The organism is Variovorax paradoxus, from assembly GCF_040544635.1.
GTDB classification, from domain to species: Bacteria; Pseudomonadota; Gammaproteobacteria; order Burkholderiales; family Burkholderiaceae_C; genus Variovorax; species Variovorax paradoxus_R.
The window spans coordinates 91,073-107,222 of record NZ_JBEPKJ010000008.1 but is presented as its reverse complement, the minus strand read 5'-3'; the positions used below and the strand labels follow the sequence as shown (position 1 = coordinate 107,222).

Sequence of the window (16,150 nt, the reverse complement as noted above, 5' to 3'; positions counted from 1 at the left end):
ATCAAATGCCAGAAACACCGAGGGACCGGTTTTGCCGGTCTCTGGTGCTGTCGCCCGGGCGAAGGGGCGGGAGAAGTGTGGGAGAGGTGCGGGAGAGGTGCGCGAAGCCGGAGGAGTACCTAGTGCAAGACTCGCGAGACAGGTGCCCCGCCGATGTCCGCCTCCAGCACGAACATCGGAATCGGCACGTCGAAGCGCTCGCCGTCCTCGGTCACCACGAAGTAGCTGCCGTGCATGGTGCCGCTCGGCGCCTGCAGGCGGCAGCCGCTGGTGTAGCGGAATGATTCGCCCGGCGCCAGGAGCGGCTGCTGGCCGATCACGCCCAGGCCCTTGACCTCCTGGGCGTGGCCCGAGGCGTCGTTGATGAGCCAGTGGCGCGCGATGAGCTGGGCGCCGATCTCACCCACGTTGGTCAACGTAACGGTATAGGCGAAGGTGTAGATCTTGTCCTTCGGCGAGGACTGGTCCGCCAGGTAGCGCGGCTCGACCTGGACACTGATGGGGCTGTGTGACATGCGCGAGATGGTAACTGGAGCCTTCTCTTGCACTGCTTTCCGGGTTTTCCGCCGGCTGCGACAATCGGCGCATGAGCACGCCGTTTCGCATCGCCCCCTCCATTCTTTCCGCCGATTTCGCGCATCTTGGCGACGAGCTGACCAAAGTCATCGCCGCGGGCGCCGACTGGATCCATTTCGACGTGATGGACAACCATTACGTGCCGAACCTGACTTTCGGCCCGATGGTCTGCAAGGCCCTGAAGCCCTACGCCAAGACGGCCGACGGCACGCCGGTGCCGGTCGACGTGCACCTGATGATCCAGCCGGTCGACGCGCTGGCCGCGTCTTTCGCGGAAGCGGGCGCCGACTACATCAGCTTTCACCCCGACGCATCGCCGCACGTGAACCGCAGCATCCAGGCCATCAAGGGCGCGGGCTGCAAGGCGGGGCTGGTGTTCAACCCCGGGCTGGGCCTGGAGGCGCTCGACTGGGCCATCGACGACATCGACCTGATCCTGATCATGAGCGTGAACCCCGGCTTCGGCGGGCAGAGTTTCATCGATTCGGCGCTGCGCAAGATCGAATTCGCACGCAAGCGCATCGAGCAGAGCGGCCGGGACATCCGCCTGGAAGTGGACGGCGGCATCAAGGCCGACAACATCGCGCGCGTGGCTTCAGCCGGTGCCGACACTTTTGTGGCCGGAAGCGCGATTTTCAACGCCAAGGATTACGGCGCGGTGATCTCGTCCATGCGCGAGCAGCTCGCGGGCATGGGCAAGAAGTAAGTCCGGCTCAGCGTTTCACCTTCTCGTTGTAGACGCGGTCCGTGACCGGGCCGCGGTCGGTATCGACGGCGCCGCGCTCGATGTCGTCATGCGCCTTGCGGCCCACCTCGCTCGGCTGCCCGTCCTGCGCCTCCTGGCTGTCGGAAGACTGGTCGCGCTCATGCGGCAGGCGCGGCGCCGAATCGCCGCCTTGCTGGACCTTGGTGTCGCCGCCGCCAGCGTCCCGCACCGGGTCGTCCGGCGTGCCAGGGGCCTTCGAACGTGGCTTGCTGCTGCTCATGGCGTGCTCCTCTCGTATCCATCTGATGAATCGAGCCTGCATCGCCCGGCCAGCAGCGCCGGTAGGACAGGCGAGGCGGGCCCTGTAGGCGTGCCGCGCTGCTATGAAACGAGTAGCGTCTTTGCGCACAGGGGAACGCCTCCGCAATAATCGCCCGGATGTCCTCCGATCCTCTTGCCGGCGCCGCAACCGACAGCCTGCGCATCCACACCTTCGCCTCGCTGAACCCGGGCCCGCGGCTCCTCGTGCTGGGCGGGGTGCATGGCGACGAAACCTGCGGCACGGTGGGCATCGAGCGTGTGCTGGCCGAACTCGACGGCGGCTCGTTCCAGTTGCAGCGGGGGCAACTCACGCTGGTGCCCGTCGCCAATCCGCTCGCGCGGCGGCGCTTGCAGCGGGAAGGCGAGCGCAACCTCAATCGCCTGTTCAAGCCGAGCGAGGGGCCCACCGATTACGAAGGCCGGGTGACCAATCTGCTGTGTCCGGTCATCGAACGGCACGACGTGCTGCTCGACCTGCATTCCTTCCAGAGCGAGGGCGAAGCCTTCGCGATGATCGGCCCGCGCGACAACTCCGGCACGTTGGAGCCCTTTGCCCGCGCCCGCGAGGAGGGGCTGCTTGCCTTGCACCTGGGCACGCCCATCGTGGTGGAAGGCTGGCTCGACATCTATGCCGCCGGGCTCGCGCAGCGTTCCACAGGCGCGGCGGTCGTCGACGAAGCGCTCGATTTCGGCCGAGGCACCAACGAGTACATCCGCAACTGCGGCGGCTACGGCGTCACGCTCGAATGCGGCCAGCACCAGGATCCGGAGGCGCCCCAGGTGGCGTGGCGCGCCATTCGCCGTGCGCTCGCGCTGCTCGGCATGGCGCCGTTGCCGCAGGAGATACCGGCCACGCCGCCTCATCCGCCCCAGCTGCTGCGCCTGGCGGGCGTGACGGACCGGCTGCATGAAGAAGACAGCTTCGTGCGCGACTGGGCCACCTTCGATGCGGTGCAGCGCGGCGAGCCCATCGGCATGCGCCACGACGGCACGCTGGTGAGCGCGCCGGACGACGGATTCATCGTCTTCCCCAACGCACTGGCGCTGCCCGGCGCCGAGTGGTTCTACTTCGCACGTCCGAGCGAGCGCGTGCTCGGGCCGGCAGCCTAGCCGCCGGCGCCGCCCGAGCCCTACGGCAGGCGCCGCCGCACTCCTACATCGCCGAGGGGCCAGGGGCGCAAAGTCTCGAGGCTGAAGGAGTGTGTCCATGGCAGTCTCGAAAAAAGCACCCGCGCCGCGCGTCCTGTGGAAGGGCGCGATCAGCTTCGGCCTCGTCCACATTCCGGTGGCGCTGTATTCGGCCACCACCGACCACGGCATCGACTTCGACTGGCTCGACAAGCGCACGATGGACCCGGTGGGCTACAAGCGCATCAACAAGAAGACCGGCAAGGAAATTGCGCGCGAAAACATCGTCAAGGGCATCGAGTACGAAGACGGTGAATACGTGGTGCTGAGCGACAAGGAAATTGCCGATGCGTACCCCAAGACCACGCAGACCATCGAGATCGAGACCTTCGTGCCCGCCAACGGCATTCCGTTCGTCTATCTCGAGCGCCCCTACTACGTGGCGCCCATCAACCGCGGCGCCAAGGTGTACGCGCTGCTGCGCGAAACGCTGCAGCGCAGCAACCGCATCGGCGTGGCGCGCGTGGTGATCCAGACCAAGCAGCATCTCGCCGCCCTCGTGCCGGTCGGGCCCGGGCTGGTGCTGAACCTGCTGCGCTGGGGAGCCGACATCCGGCCCTGGACCGAACTGCCGCTGCCCTCGGAGGACGCGAAGAAAGCCGGCCTGAGCGAACGCGAACTCAAGATGGCCGAGCAGCTGGTGGAAGACATGAGCGCCGATTGGGACCCGGGCGAATACAAGGACGAGTTCAAGGACGAGATCCTGCGGCTCGTCGATCGCAAGGTGGCCGCCGGCCAGACCGAGACCGTGACGCAGCCCGAGCCCGAAGAGGGCCAGGCCACCGAAAGCCGCGGCGCGAAGATCATCGACCTGACCGAACTGCTGCAGCGCAGCTTGCGCAAGGGTGGCGGCGCCAAGACGGCTGCCCCCGCGAAGGCAGGCGACGCAGCCGAAGAAGACGACGACGAAGAAGAAGAGCCCGCGAAGGCGCCCGCCAGGACCAAGGCAAAGCCGAAGGCCAAGGCACACAGCAAGACCACCGTGAAGAGCAGAAGCTCCGGCGGCACCGCCACACGCAAGCGCACCGCGGCCAAGGCCGCCACCCCGAGGCGCCGCGCGGCATGAGCGACCGAATGAACGACCGGTTGGAGACGACGGCTCCACGCATCACGCATGCGGAGCGCCTGATCGACGCCGCCAGCGGCGTCACCAAGGGCGATCTGGCGGCCTACTACGCCACCGTTGCGCCGCTCATCCTGCCGCACCTCAAGGGGCGGCCCGTGGCGCTGGTGCGCGCACCGGAGGGCGTGGACGGCGAGCTGTTCTTCCAGAAGCACGCGCAGCACAGCGACATCGCCGGCATCAAGTTGCTCGACCCCGCGCTGGACCCGGGGCACGACCCCTTGCTGCAGATCGACACGGCCAGGGCGCTGATCGGTGCGGCGCAGTACAACACCATCGAACTGCACACCTGGAACGCCACCTCGCGCGCCATCGGCAAGCCCGATCGCATGACCTTCGACCTCGACCCCGGCGAGGGCGTCGACTGGCAGCAGATGCAGGAGGCGGCGCTGCTGGTGCACGTGCTGCTGGACGAACTCGGCCTCCCTTCGTTCCTGAAGACCAGCGGCGGCAAGGGCCTGCACGTGGTGGTGCCGCTTCGGCGCCAGCTCGGCTGGGACGAGGTGCGGGGCTTCTCGCGGGCCATCGTCGAACACCTGGCCCGCATCGTTCCGGACCGCTTCGTCGCCAAGAGCGGGCCGCGCAATCGCGTGGGCAAGATCTTCGCGGACTACCTGCGCAATGGTTTCGGTGCGACCACGGCCAGTGCCTGGTCGGCGCGCGCCCGGCCGGGCATGGGCGTGTCGGTGCCGCTGGCGTGGGAAGAACTGCCCGACCTGGGAAGTGCCGCCCACTGGACGGTGGCCAACATCGCCGATCGCCTCGCCGTGGGCAACACGCCGTGGGACGCGATGGAGGACAGCCGCACGGGCCTGGGCGCCGCGATGGAGATGCTGGGCTACCTGCCTTCGTGAGGGCGTTTTGCTTGAAGCGCTCTACTGCAGCACTTCGGCCGTCGTCACTTCGAAGCGCTGCAACGAGTTGGCGCCGAACACCATGGTGATCGGCACGTCGGCTGCATCACGCCCGCGCGCAATCACGATGCGGCCGATGCGCGGCTTGTTGTGGCGCGCATCGAAGGTGTGCCAGCGGTCGCCGAGGTACACCTCGAACCAGGCGCTGAAGTCCATCGGGTACGGCACGGGCGGAATGCCGATGTCGCCCAGATAGCCCGTGGCATAGCGCGCCGGAATGTTCATGCAGCGGCACAGCGTGATGGCCAGGTGCGCGAAGTCCCTGCAAACGCCCGTGCGCTCGCGAAAGCCCTCGAGCGCCGTGCGCGTGGCGCGCGCGCTCTGGTAGTCGAAGCGCAGGTGCTCGTGCACGAAGTCGCAAATGGCCTGCACGCGGTGCCAGCCGGGCGTCACGCGGGAGAAGTTGTTCCAGGCGAACTGCAGCAGTTCGCTGTCGACTTCGCAATAGCGGCTGGGCAGCAGAAAGGGCAGCGCCGACACCGGCAGGTCGGCCGCCCCATGCTCCATGGCGCTGAAATCCACCGGGTCGGACCAGCCCGGATCGAACACCACGGCGCGGTTGCGCAGCCGCACGCTCGTCACGCCCGCGGGAATCCGCACCCGGGCGCAATGGTTGTCGAAGCTGTCCATGTAGTAGTCCGTATGCAGTGGCGGGCTGACGGTGATGTGCTCGCCGTTCTGCAGATCCGCTGCGCGCGAAGGATGGACCTGCAGCATGTAGATCAGTGCCGTGGGCGCCGTGACGGCAAGTTCAATGTCGAAACCGATCTCTATCTGCATGTCGTTCTTCCCTGTGTGCGAAATATGTGTTCTCTGGAGTGCGCAAGCAGGCTTCGTGCCGTCTTCGCCCCATGCTATCGGTGGCGCCGCCCGGCCGGACGCGGGCAGACGCGCAAAGCCGCGTAGGTGCCGGCCCGGTGCTGTCGGTGCGCTCCTACCTCGTACGGATCGCCTCTCCCACAAGCGTGGGCGAGCAGCCACTACGGGTAACAGTCTGCGGCAAACATAACCTTTCGCATCGCTCGCAACGCCTTCAAATCGGCTCCCATCGCCCTGGCCGGCTGCAGCGCAAGCATCGACTTGTCCAATTTGATCTGCTGGAGCGAATCATGAATATCTCAGCGTTGTTCGATGCACTCACCGGTACGTGGGGGGATGAAATCCTGTTCTGGGTGGTGGCCGCCGTGGCGGGTTTCATCTGCCTGATTGCGTTGGTGAACGTGCTGGACCTTTTTCTCGACAACGAAGTTGATCCCCCCATGAAAGACCCGCGATGACGCCACAGAACAAGGCCGCCGCCGGACGCCGCTCGAAGGCCACGGACGGCAGCAATGCCAAGCAACAGCAACTCGATGGCTTCGCGATCGATCATGCACCCAATCTGACGACCAACCAGGGTCTTCAGATTCCCGACAACCACAATTCGCTCAAGGCCGGACTGCGCGGGCCCACGCTGCTCGAAGACTTCATCCTGCGCGAGAAAATCACGCACTTCGACCACGAGCGCATTCCGGAGCGCGCGGTGCATGCACGCGGCTCCGCGGCGCACGGCTTCTTCCAGGTCTACAAGTCGATGTCGCAGTTCACCTCTGCCGACTTCCTGCAGGACCCCGATGCGAAGACGCCCGTTTTCGTGCGCTTTTCGACCGTGGCAGGTTCCCGCGGCTCGGCCGATACGGTGCGTGACGTGCGCGGCTTTGCCGTCAAGTTCTATACCCGCGAGGGCAACTACGACCTCGTGGGCAACAACATTCCGGTGTTCTTCATCCAGGACGCGATGAAGTTCCCCGACCTCATTCATGCCGTGAAGCCCGAGCCGCACCACGAGATGCCGCAGGCCGCGAGCGCGCACGACACTTTCTGGGACTTCGCCTCGCTCATGCCCGAGAGCACGCACATGCTGATGTGGGCGATGTCGGACCGCGCCATTCCGCGCAGCCTGCGAATGATGGAAGGCTTCGGCGTTCACACCTTCCGCTTCGTGAACCATCGCGGCGAGGGCCACTTCGTCAAGTTCCACTGGAAGCCCAAGCTCGGCATTCATGGCCTCGCATGGGACGAAGCGCAAAAAATCGCGGGCAAGGACCCGGACTTTCACCGGCGCGACCTCTGGGAAGCCATCGAGAACGGCGACTTTCCCGAATGGGAACTCGGCGTGCAGCTCATTGCGCAAGACAAGGCGAACTCGCTCGGCTTCGACCTGCTCGACCCGACCAAGCTCATCCCCGAAGAAATGGTGCCCGTGCAGCGCATCGGCCGGCTGGTGCTGAACCGCAACCCCGACAACTTCTTTGCCGAAACCGAGCAGGTGGCGTTTCACCCGGGGCACGTGGTGCCCGGCATCGACTTCAGCAACGACCCGCTGCTGCAAGGGCGCCTGTTCTCTTATACCGATACGCAGATCTCGCGGCTCGGCGGTGCCAACTTTCACGAGCTGCCCATCAACAAGAGCGTGTGCCCGTTCCATAACTTCCAGCGCGACGGCATGCACCGCCAGACCATCGCGCGCGGCCAGGTGGCCTACGAGCCCAACTCGCTGGGCGACGGCAAAGAGTTTCGGGTCGACGGCGGCAGCGTCGGCTTCCAGTCTTACCCGGACGAGATGGAGTCGCCCAAGGTGCGCCGCCGCAGTCCGACCTTCGACGACCACTTCACGCAGGCGCGCCTCTTCTTCAACAGCCAGAGCGCGGCCGAGAAAGAGCACATCGTCGCGGGCTTTCGCTTCGAGCTCTCGAAGGTCGATGTGCCGGCCATCCGCCAGCGCATGGTCGACAACCTGGCGCACGTGGACGAGAAGCTCGCGCGCCGCGTGGCGGAGCCGCTCGGCATTGGTGCGCCCGATGCCAAGGCCGCCGCGGGCCGCGCGGGCTATCGCGAACACCGCATGACGCTGCCGATCGAGGAGTCGCCCGCGCTCAGCATGGCCGATACGGGCGACGGTTCCATCCGCACGCGCAAGATCGCCATCCTGGTGGTGGACGGCATCGACTCCGCTTCGCTCAAGCCGATTCGCGATGCGCTCGAGCAGGCCGGCGCGCGCTGCAAGGTGGTCGGCCCGCGCCTGGGCACCATTGCCAGCGCATCGAAGCGGCAGATCGATGTCGACATGACCTTCGCCAATGCGCCTTCGGTCATGTTCGACGCCGTGCTGGTGCCCGGCGGCAGCCAGGGCGCCGCGGCGCTCGCGGGCATGGGCGATGCCGTGCACTTCGTGCTCGAGGCGTACAAGCACTGCAAGGCCATCTGCACGGTGGGCGAGGGCGTGCAGCTGCTGTCGAAACTCGGCATTGCCGCAGATGCACAAGCCGCTGATCTGCCGCCCGGCGTCGTGGTCGCGGCCACACCGGTCACCAACCTCGGCGACACCACGGCGGCAACGCAGATCGCGCAGGACTTCATCGCCGCGATTGCGAAGCACCGCCATTGGGAGCGGACCGACATCGATTCGGTCCCCGCCTGATGTAGTCCGTTTGCGCTAGACCTTCTTGCGAATAGGCGCGGCGCAGGGGCGCTTCTAGACTTTCCCCACGAGGCCTGAACGGCGCGCACTTCCGCGGCGTCGACTCCCGCAACTGCGGGTACACGGGCCGCGCGCGGGGGTCCAATGACGTGGTTTTCGAGAACGGGATGGGAGCGCTCGGCACGTCGTGCAGGAGTCGCGGGTGCTCTCGGGCTGGCTGGCATTCTTCTACTGGGGCACGGGCCATGGGCATCGGCACAGCCGCAGGCGCCCAACGCCGAGGCCGCGGCCAGCAAGGCGGAGCAGGCCCGGCTTGCCGACACCGACACCTTGCTGGCATTGACCAGCGAGGGCGCGGTGCTCTACGGGCAAGACGCGGTCAAGCTCTCGGGCTATCAATACTGCAGCCAGGCGGTCGCCTTGGCCGAGGCCGGCGAATTCCGCCAGAGCGTGCGTGCCGCAAGCAAGGCGCTGCACCTGGCCAATGCCACGCGCGATCCGAACCTGATGGCCATGGCCAACCGGGACCTGGCCATCGTCTACAGCTACTCGGGCCAGCTCGAGAAGGCCGAGGAATTCGCACGCGAAGCGCTCAAGCACCAGGCGCGCGACCCCAAGCTGGTGGTCGGCCCGGTGCAGAAGGTGATCGGCGACGTGCGCACGCGCCGCGGCGACTACGCCGGCGCCGTGATCAGCTATGACGAGGCGCTGACCAACAGCTCGGCGCGCTATGCCCCGCTGGTGCAGGCCTCGCTCGTCAATGCGCTGATCGAAGCGGGAAACGCCGCCAGGGCGCGCGAAGTGCTCGGCGGCATGCCTGCGCCCAAGGATGCACCGCTCACCGCGCAGCTCGACCGCACCCGCGCACGGCTGCTCCTGGCCGAGAACAAGCCGGCCGAAGCCCGCGACATGTACCGCGCGCTCACCGCGCGGCAGGTGGGCACCGACACCGAGTACTACCGCCTCTGGGCCTGGGACGGCGTGGCGCGCAGCGAGCTCGCGCTTGGCCAGAAGCAGGCCGCGGCTGAAGCCATGGCACGCGCGCTGGGCGGGATCGACCAGGTGCGCGCCAGGTTCCGCAGCGAGGAATTCAAGATGGGCCTGTTCTCGGACCTGCAATCGGTGTTCGAGCGCGGCGTCTCGATCTACAGCGATGCGGGCGATGCGCGCCAGGCCTTCGAAGTGAGCGAGCGCAGCCGCTCGCGCGCACTGCTCGATGCGGTGCGCGGCCGCGCGAAGATCAGCGACCAGGCCGCGAAAACCTTGGACCTGGCCACGCTGCAGGGCGCACTGGCACCCGACGAGCGCGTGGTGCAGTTCCACTCCCTGCCCGACCGTCTGCTGGTGTGGGTCGTCAGCCCCGCCGGCATCGAGGCCAAGACCGTGGCGGTGCGCCGCGAGGAGTTGACCGAACTGGTCGAGGTGTTCCGCAATTCCATCGTGCGCGGCCGCCGCGCGACCATCGCCAATGCCGACAAGCTGGGCGCGGCGCTGCTCGGGCCGCTGGCCCTGGCGCCGGGGCAGCGGCTGATCGTGGTGCCCCACGGGCCGCTGCACTACCTGCCGTTCCAGGCCCTGCGGATCCAGGGCCGCTACGTGATCGAGACGAATCCGGTGTCGGTGGCGCCATCGATGAGCATCGCGGTGCAGCTGGCGCAGCGCTCGCCGCGCGTCGAGGGCGCACTCACCGCCTTCGGCAACCCGCGCATCGAGGACAAGTACGACCTGCCCGGCGCCGAGGTCGAGGTCAAGGAGCTGGCGCGGCTGTTCCCGCGCAACACCGTCTACATGGGCGCCGCCGCCACCAAGACGCAGTTCCGCGAAGCCTCGGCCCGCGCGCCGCTGATGCACGTCGCCGCCCATGCCGAGGCCGACCAGGTCGATCCGCTCTACTCGCGCATCCTGCTGGCCAACGAGGGCGGCCGGCAGAACTTCATGGAAGCCCACGAGATCATCGGCCTGCCGATGCAGGGCACCGCGCTGGTCACGCTGTCGGCCTGCGAGTCGGGCCTGGGCCGCATCGCCCAGGGCGACGAGGTGCTGGGCTTCACGCGCTCCTTTCTCTCGGCCGGCACCTCGAGCCTGATCTCCTCGCTGTGGCCCGTGTCCGACGACGCCACCGCGATCCTGATGAGCACGCTGTACGCCGAACTGGCCAAGGGCCGCGACGTGCAGCAGGCCATGCAGGCCGGCCAGCTGGCCGTATTGAAGGAACCCAAGATGTCGCATCCGTTCTTCTGGGCGCCGTTCAACCTGATCGGCAACTGGCGGCTGAAAGTCGGGAGCCCGGCATGAGGCGCACGCACCACGATCGCATGCTGCCGCTGCCGGCCTCGATGGCGCGGCCCTTGCGTCCCGTCGCGCTGGCCGCAGCCTCGCTGGTGGCCGCCGCGCTGGCGCTCGCGGCGCAGCGCGCGCAGGCGGCCGATGCCGATGCCGCCGTGCTGCTGCCCACCGCCAACCCCTGCAGCAGCTGCGACCGCCCGCTCGCGCAAGGCCCGGCCGCGGTTTCGCAGGGGTTGCCCGCGGCGCCCGCACCGGCCGTCGGCGCGTTCCGCCTCAACGACCTGCGCCTGAGCGGCGCGCAGGCGCTGTCGAACGAGGAGCTTCGAAGCGTGACGCAGCCCTACATCGGCCGCGACGTGACGCTTGGCGACCTCGAGGCGCTGGCGCAAGCCATCACCGGGCAGTACCGCGCCCGCGGCTACTTCCTGGCGCAGGCCATCGTGCCTGTGCAGACCGTGCGCGACGGCATCGTGGAGATCAGCGTCATCGAGGGCCGCCTCGGCAAGGTCGACGTGCTGGTCGCGCCCGACGCCCCCATCAGCGAAGCGCGGGTGCGCGGCTTCCTTGCGCCGCTGCAGCCCGGCGAGGCGGTCAATGCGCCGGCCTACGAACGCGCGATGCTGCTGCTGTCCGACCAGCCCGGCATCCGCGTCTCCTCGGGGCTGCAGGAAGGCACGCAGAGCGGCACCACCGACCTTTCGGTCGAAGTCGCCGCGGGGCCGCGCTGGGCCTTCACGGCCGAGGGCGACAACCACGGCACCAAGGAATCGGGGCGCTTTCGCGTCGGGGGCACCGCGCGCTGGCTCAGTCCCTTCGGCATCGGCGACAACCTCGACATGCGGCTGATGGTGTCGAACAGCAACGCGCTGCAGTTCGGCCGCGTGGCCTACGAGGCGCCCATCGGCACCAGCGGCCTGCGCGCCGGCATCGGGCTTGCGCGCGTCAACTACGAGCTTGGCGGTGAATTTGCCGAACTCGGGGCGCAGGGCAGGGCCGATGTGCTCGATTTTTCGCTCAACTACCCGCTGATCCGCCAGCGCCAGCAGAACCTCTTCCTGCGCCTTGGCGCCGACGTGAAGAACCTGACCGACGAGATGAATGCGGTCGATTTCACCTCGAAGAAGCGGGTGCACGGCCTCGGCCTGGGCTGGGCCTGGGAGCGGCGCGACGACGTGTTCGGCGGTGGCTACTGGGCCAGCTCGGGCACGCTCTACCGCGGCGACCTCTCCATTCGCGACGAGCAGAGCCGCGCTTTCGACCAGAGCATTGCGGGCCATCGCACCGAGGGCGGCTACACCAAGCTCAGCTTCCAGCTCTCGCGGCTGCAGGCCATCGTGCCGAACCATTCGCTCTATGTGGCGCTCGGCGGCCAATGGGCCAGCAAGAACCTCGACGCTTCCGAGAAGCTCTCGCTCGGCGGTGCGCGCGCGGTGCGTGCCTATCCGTCCGGCGAACTGCTGGTGGACGAGGGCGCCATCGGCACCGTCGAATGGCGCTGGTCGCTCAACGCGGAGCTCACGCCTTTCGTGTTCTACGACGCGGCGCGCGGAAAGATCGTGCGCGACCCCTCGCCGTTCGACACCGGCCCCAACCGCCACAGCCTGCGCGGCTTCGGCATCGGCATTTCGTGGGCGCGGCCCGGCAACTTTGCGATCAACGCGACGCTCGCCTGGCGCGACGGCACCCGGCCGGCGCAGACCGATGGCGGCGGCCGCAACCCGCGTTTGTACGTGCAGGCGCAAAAGGTGTTCTGACATGGCAATGCACAACCGTTCCCCACGATTCCAGCCGCGCCTGCAACTGCGTCCGGTCGCGCTCGCGCTGGTGTGCCTGGGCCTGGCGCCCGCGCTGGCCCAGACCCTGCCCACCGGGTTCTCGGCCATTCTCGGAGGCGTGTCTGTCGCGACGCCGAACGCCGCGACGATGAACATCAACCAGACGACGGCCCGCGCCATCGCGCAATGGAACACCTTTTCCATTTCGACAGGCGCGACGGTCAACGTTGCGCAGCCGAGCGCCAGCAGCGTGCTGCTCAACCGCGTGATCGGCGGAGAAGCCTCGACCATTGCCGGATCGCTCAATGCGAATGGCCGCGTCTTCCTGGTCAACCCGGCCGGCGTGACGTTCTCTAAGGGTTCCTCGGTCAGCGTCGGCGGGCTGGTCGCATCGACACTGGACATGTCCACCAGCAACGCCGATTTCATGGCCGGCGCGTCCAAGCTCGAGTTCAGGCGGCCGGACGGCAGTTTCGGCACCGTGGACAACCAGGGCAACATCACGCTCGTGGGCAGCGGCGGCACAGCGGCGCTCATCGGACCGCAGGTGCTCAACAGCGGCAGCATCGTTGCAGACGGCGGCACGGCCGCCCTGGCGTCGGGTGAGACCGTCACGCTCGACTTTGCCGGCGACGGGCTCACCACGCTGCGGGTGACGCCCGGCCTCTACAGCGGCGTGGCGAACGGCGGCACCATGCAGGCCAACGGCGGCCGCGTGGCGCTGGTGGCGACCAGCGGGTTCGAGGTCTCGAACGGCGTGGTCAATTTCCGCGGCGTGCTGCGGGCCGATTCCATGGCCTCGCGCGATGGCGAGATCATCCTGGACAGCGGCCTTTCTCCCGAGGGCGTGCGCATGACCGGCGGCCTGGTGTCCGCGGCTGGCAACGGCGCCGGCCTCACGGGCGGCACCATCGACATCAAGGGCCGCGCGATCGGGCTCGTGCCTTACACGCCTCCGCTCATCATCGACGTTTCCGCACCCGTGGAGCCACCACCGCCGCCACCCGGAAACGACGACCGCGGCGTCATCGACGCGAGCGGCAGTGCCGGCGGCGGGCGCATCCGCCTCTATGCGAACGCGGTGGGCGAACTCGGCGACACCGGCGCCATCGCGCTCGGCGCGGGCTCGATCCTGCGCGCGGACGCCGTCGCGTCGGGCAACGGCGGCGATGTTCGCGTGCTGGCCGAACGCACCCTGCGTGCCTACGGCAGCATCTCGGCGCGCGGCGGCGCGGGCGGCGGCAACGGCGGCTTCATCGAAACTTCCGGCGGTTTCGCCGCGCCCGACGACGGTCTGGGCGGCGGCTTCAGCATCGACGGGCTGCGCGTGGACGCCGCCGCGCCCGCGGGCACCGCCGGCACCTGGCTCATCGACCCGTTCAATGTCGACATCGTTCCCGGTGCCGCGGCCGGCACGCTGCCGACCAATCCTTTCGAGCCGCTCGCGGCCAGCACCATCCAGGACGGCGACATCAATGCCGCCCTCAATGGCGGCACCAGCGTGCGCATCACCACCGGCGACCCCGGTGCGGGTTCGCCCACGGATGGCGACATCCGCATGTTCAACGGCGTGCGCATCAACTACAACACGGCCAACGGGCCGTTGACCTTCCAGCTCGATGCTCACCGCAGCGTGCGCGGCGACAACAACGTGGTGATCGAGTCCTCGGGCGCCGGCGGGCCGCTCAACGTGGTGTTCAACACCGACGTCAACGGCGGCGGTGCCGCAACCGGCGGCGGGCAGGTGAGCTACAGCGGCGACATCTACACCAACGGCGGCAATGTGGTGATGAACGGCGCCTGGTCGGCCGCGGGGGCGGGGCCGAGCGTGAGCCTCAACGGCAACGTCATCGACACGCGCGTCGGCCGCACCGATGCCGGGGCCGGCGGCTCCGTGACGATCAACGGCAACAGCACCGGGCCTTCGGGCGGCGGCTTCACGGAAGCAGCCGTCTACATCAGCGGCGTGGAGATCTCCACCTCGACCGGCGACGTCGACATCACGGGCATCGGCACCGACACCAGCGGCGTGCGGCTCAGCTCGCGCTTCACGGGCACAGGCTTTCCGAACCGGCAGACCGACATCTCGACGACCAGCGGCAACATCAACGTGAGCGGCGTGGGCAACTTCACGGGCAACAGCAGCGAGATCCCGGGCCATGGCGTGGTGATCAACCACGCGGTGCTTCGCTCGGTCGACGGCGACATCGCGGTGAGCGGCCTGCGCCAGTCCGGCGCCGGCGACCCGGGCACGGGCGGCGACGGCGTGCTGCTGCGCAACGGCTCGCGGATTGCGACCACCGGTACCGGCAACATCGAGCTCACCGGCCAGGCCGACGGCGGCGGCGCTGGCGTGCGCCTCGGCCCGGTGGCGCCGGTGCCGGGCCAGTTCCCCACGGTGCTCGCGGGGGTCTCCGTCTCGTCGGCCGGCGGCAACGTGGTGCTGCGCGCAAGCAACGGCGGCGGCACCGACGCGCTGGTGATCGACGGCACCGTGACTGCGGGCAACGTCGTCAACCTTCGTCCCGGCGGCGTGGCTGCGGACGGCACGGCTTTCGACCAGGTCGCCACGCCGATCACGCTCGGCGGCACGGCCAACACGGGCTTCGCCGTGTCGGCCGACGAGTTCTCCCGCATCTCGGCCGGCAATGCGATCGTGGCCGGCAGCAACGCGCATGCAGCCGACATCAACGTGGTCGGCCCGCTCGCGCTGGCCTCGGGCCTCACGCTGCAGAACGAAGGCGGCGGCAACATCGTGCTGCAAGCCCCCATCACGGCGCCGCGCGTGGGCCTGGCGTCGGCCGGCAACATCACGCAGACCGCGGCCGCGCCGATCACGGCCGGCACGCTGCTGGCCCGTTCCACCGGCGGCAGCGTGCTGCTCGACCAGGCGGCCAACAACGTGAGCGCGAGCACGCTGGGCGGCGGGGCTGCCGGCGCGTTCCGCTACCAGGACGTGGACGAACTGCGCATCGGCCCCGTGTCGGTCATCGGCTACGACGCGGCCGGCAACGCGCCGCAGGTGGTGTCGGCCGGCTCCATGGCCGCGGACACGGTGTTCGTGCGCACGCTGAGCGGCGACCTGCAGCTCGGCACGGCGGTGAGCAGCACGTCGGGCGCCGACCTGGTGGCCGCGGCGCGCTTCCAGAATGTCGGCGGTGCCAGCCTGGGCGGCGCGTCGTGGCGCGTGTGGGCCAACACCTGGGTCGGCGAAACGCGCGGCGGCATCGCCGGTTCGGGCCTGTTGCCGAACCTCTACAACTGCGCCTACCTGGGCCTGTGCGGCGTGAGCGTGTCGCCGGGCGACAACCACTTCATCTATGCGCAGCGGCCGACCGCGACGGTTGTGATCGGCAATGCCGCGCGGCCAGCGGGCTTCGACAACCCGTTCTTCACCTGGAGCATCACCGGCCTGATCCTCGGTGACAGCGGCGCCGGCTTCAGCGGTGCCGTGGGCACCGCGGCCACGCGGTCGAGCTTGCCCGGCGCCTATGCGATCAACGGCAGCTTCACCTCGGCCGAGGGCTATCTGGTCAACGTGGTGCCGGGAACGCTCACGGTCGGCGGCTTTCCGCAGATTCCGAAGCCAGACGTGGTCCGCGAACTGCCGACCACCTGGCTCTACGACCGCAACATCGGTCCGCCGCCGATCTGCTTCGCGACCGGCCCGCTCGAAGGCGACCGCGCCTCGCAGGGCAACGACGTGCTGGCGCGCGAATGGTCGCGCGTGCGCTCGCGGCCCAATCTCACGAGCTGCGTCGACACCGAGAAGCGCAACGGCTGCGCCGACTTCTAGCGGCT

12 protein-coding genes are annotated in these 16,150 nt (G+C 68.4%); 9 read left to right on the top strand and 3 right to left on the bottom strand.

Annotated features, from left to right (window positions below; genetic code table 11):
* Positions 1-119: 119 nt before the first annotated feature.
* Complete coding sequence (apaG, locus tag ABIC94_RS15080) at positions 120-515, bottom strand: Co2+/Mg2+ efflux protein ApaG (protein WP_354373812.1); 396 nt, start codon at positions 513-515, stop codon at positions 120-122.
* A gap of 71 nt (positions 516-586) precedes the next feature.
* Here apaG and rpe point away from each other — a divergent pair, with 71 nt between their 5' ends.
* Positions 587-1,282, top strand: coding sequence for a ribulose-phosphate 3-epimerase (gene rpe, locus ABIC94_RS15075; protein WP_354373811.1), 696 nt, complete (start codon positions 587-589; stop codon positions 1,280-1,282).
* Between the two features lie 7 nt (positions 1,283-1,289).
* Here rpe and ABIC94_RS15070 read toward each other — a convergent pair whose 3' ends face one another.
* Positions 1,290-1,562: a hypothetical protein gene (locus ABIC94_RS15070; protein ID WP_354373810.1), complete on the bottom strand. Its 273-nt coding sequence runs from the start codon at positions 1,560-1,562 to the stop codon at positions 1,290-1,292.
* Between the two features lie 158 nt (positions 1,563-1,720).
* Here ABIC94_RS15070 and ABIC94_RS15065 point away from each other — a divergent pair, with 158 nt between their 5' ends.
* The 3 genes from ABIC94_RS15065 to ligD all read left to right on the top strand — a co-directional run bounded on the left by ABIC94_RS15065 (position 1,721) and on the right by ligD (position 4,768).
* Entirely contained in the window at positions 1,721-2,713 is a 993-nt protein-coding gene (locus tag ABIC94_RS15065; protein ID WP_354373809.1) for a succinylglutamate desuccinylase/aspartoacylase domain-containing protein, read from the top strand.
* Positions 2,714-2,810: 97 nt separating this feature from the next.
* Positions 2,811-3,857, top strand: coding sequence for a Ku protein (locus tag ABIC94_RS15060; RefSeq protein WP_354373808.1), 1,047 nt, complete (start codon positions 2,811-2,813; stop codon positions 3,855-3,857).
* Positions 3,858-3,865: 8 nt separating this feature from the next.
* On the top strand, positions 3,866-4,768 hold the full coding sequence (ligD, locus tag ABIC94_RS15055) for a non-homologous end-joining DNA ligase (RefSeq protein WP_436318019.1): 903 nt from the start codon (positions 3,866-3,868) through the stop codon (positions 4,766-4,768).
* Between the two features lie 21 nt (positions 4,769-4,789).
* Here ligD and ABIC94_RS15050 read toward each other — a convergent pair whose 3' ends face one another.
* Complete coding sequence (locus ABIC94_RS15050; RefSeq protein WP_354373807.1) at positions 4,790-5,608, bottom strand: transglutaminase-like domain-containing protein; 819 nt, start codon at positions 5,606-5,608, stop codon at positions 4,790-4,792.
* 329 nt (positions 5,609-5,937) lie between these two features.
* Here ABIC94_RS15050 and ABIC94_RS15045 point away from each other — a divergent pair, with 329 nt between their 5' ends.
* The 5 genes from ABIC94_RS15045 to ABIC94_RS15025 all read left to right on the top strand — a co-directional run bounded on the left by ABIC94_RS15045 (position 5,938) and on the right by ABIC94_RS15025 (position 16,145).
* A complete protein-coding gene (locus ABIC94_RS15045) occupies positions 5,938-6,105 on the top strand; it encodes a hypothetical protein (RefSeq protein ID WP_354373806.1) in 168 nt (55 codons plus the stop codon).
* Positions 6,102-8,288 carry a catalase HPII gene (gene katE, locus ABIC94_RS15040; protein ID WP_354373805.1) on the top strand — a complete coding sequence of 729 codons (2,187 nt, stop codon included), beginning with the start codon at positions 6,102-6,104 and terminating at the stop codon, positions 8,286-8,288. Before ABIC94_RS15045 ends, katE begins: the two co-directional genes overlap by 4 nt.
* Before the next feature lie 144 nt (positions 8,289-8,432).
* A complete protein-coding gene (locus tag ABIC94_RS15035) occupies positions 8,433-10,583 on the top strand; it encodes a CHAT domain-containing protein (RefSeq protein ID WP_354373804.1) in 2,151 nt (716 codons plus the stop codon).
* Entirely contained in the window at positions 10,580-12,328 is a 1,749-nt protein-coding gene (locus ABIC94_RS15030) for a ShlB/FhaC/HecB family hemolysin secretion/activation protein (RefSeq protein WP_354373802.1), read from the top strand. The genes ABIC94_RS15035 and ABIC94_RS15030 overlap by 4 nt, the downstream gene beginning before the upstream one ends.
* A 1-nt stretch (position 12,329) precedes the next feature.
* On the top strand, positions 12,330-16,145 hold the full coding sequence (locus tag ABIC94_RS15025; RefSeq protein WP_354373801.1) for a beta strand repeat-containing protein: 3,816 nt from the start codon (positions 12,330-12,332) through the stop codon (positions 16,143-16,145).
* The last annotated feature ends 5 nt before the right edge of the window (positions 16,146-16,150 follow it).

Excerpts from the sequence above, each read along its gene's own strand:
- apaG (WP_354373812.1), bottom strand. The coding sequence starts at position 515 with ATGTCACACAGCCCCATCAGTGTCCAGGTCGAGCCGCGCTACCTGGCG.
- rpe (WP_354373811.1), top strand. The coding sequence starts at position 587 with ATGAGCACGCCGTTTCGCATCGCCCCCTCCATTCTTTCCGCCGATTTC.
- ABIC94_RS15070 (WP_354373810.1), bottom strand. The coding sequence starts at position 1,562 with ATGAGCAGCAGCAAGCCACGTTCGAAGGCCCCTGGCACGCCGGACGAC.
- ABIC94_RS15065 (WP_354373809.1), top strand. The coding sequence starts at position 1,721 with ATGTCCTCCGATCCTCTTGCCGGCGCCGCAACCGACAGCCTGCGCATC.
- ABIC94_RS15060 (WP_354373808.1), top strand. The coding sequence starts at position 2,811 with ATGGCAGTCTCGAAAAAAGCACCCGCGCCGCGCGTCCTGTGGAAGGGC.
- ligD (WP_436318019.1), top strand. The coding sequence starts at position 3,866 with ATGAACGACCGGTTGGAGACGACGGCTCCACGCATCACGCATGCGGAG.
- ABIC94_RS15050 (WP_354373807.1), bottom strand. The coding sequence starts at position 5,608 with ATGCAGATAGAGATCGGTTTCGACATTGAACTTGCCGTCACGGCGCCC.
- ABIC94_RS15045 (WP_354373806.1), top strand. The coding sequence starts at position 5,938 with ATGAATATCTCAGCGTTGTTCGATGCACTCACCGGTACGTGGGGGGAT.
- katE (WP_354373805.1), top strand. The coding sequence starts at position 6,102 with ATGACGCCACAGAACAAGGCCGCCGCCGGACGCCGCTCGAAGGCCACG.
- ABIC94_RS15035 (WP_354373804.1), top strand. The coding sequence starts at position 8,433 with ATGACGTGGTTTTCGAGAACGGGATGGGAGCGCTCGGCACGTCGTGCA.
- ABIC94_RS15030 (WP_354373802.1), top strand. The coding sequence starts at position 10,580 with ATGAGGCGCACGCACCACGATCGCATGCTGCCGCTGCCGGCCTCGATG.
- ABIC94_RS15025 (WP_354373801.1), top strand. The coding sequence starts at position 12,330 with ATGGCAATGCACAACCGTTCCCCACGATTCCAGCCGCGCCTGCAACTG.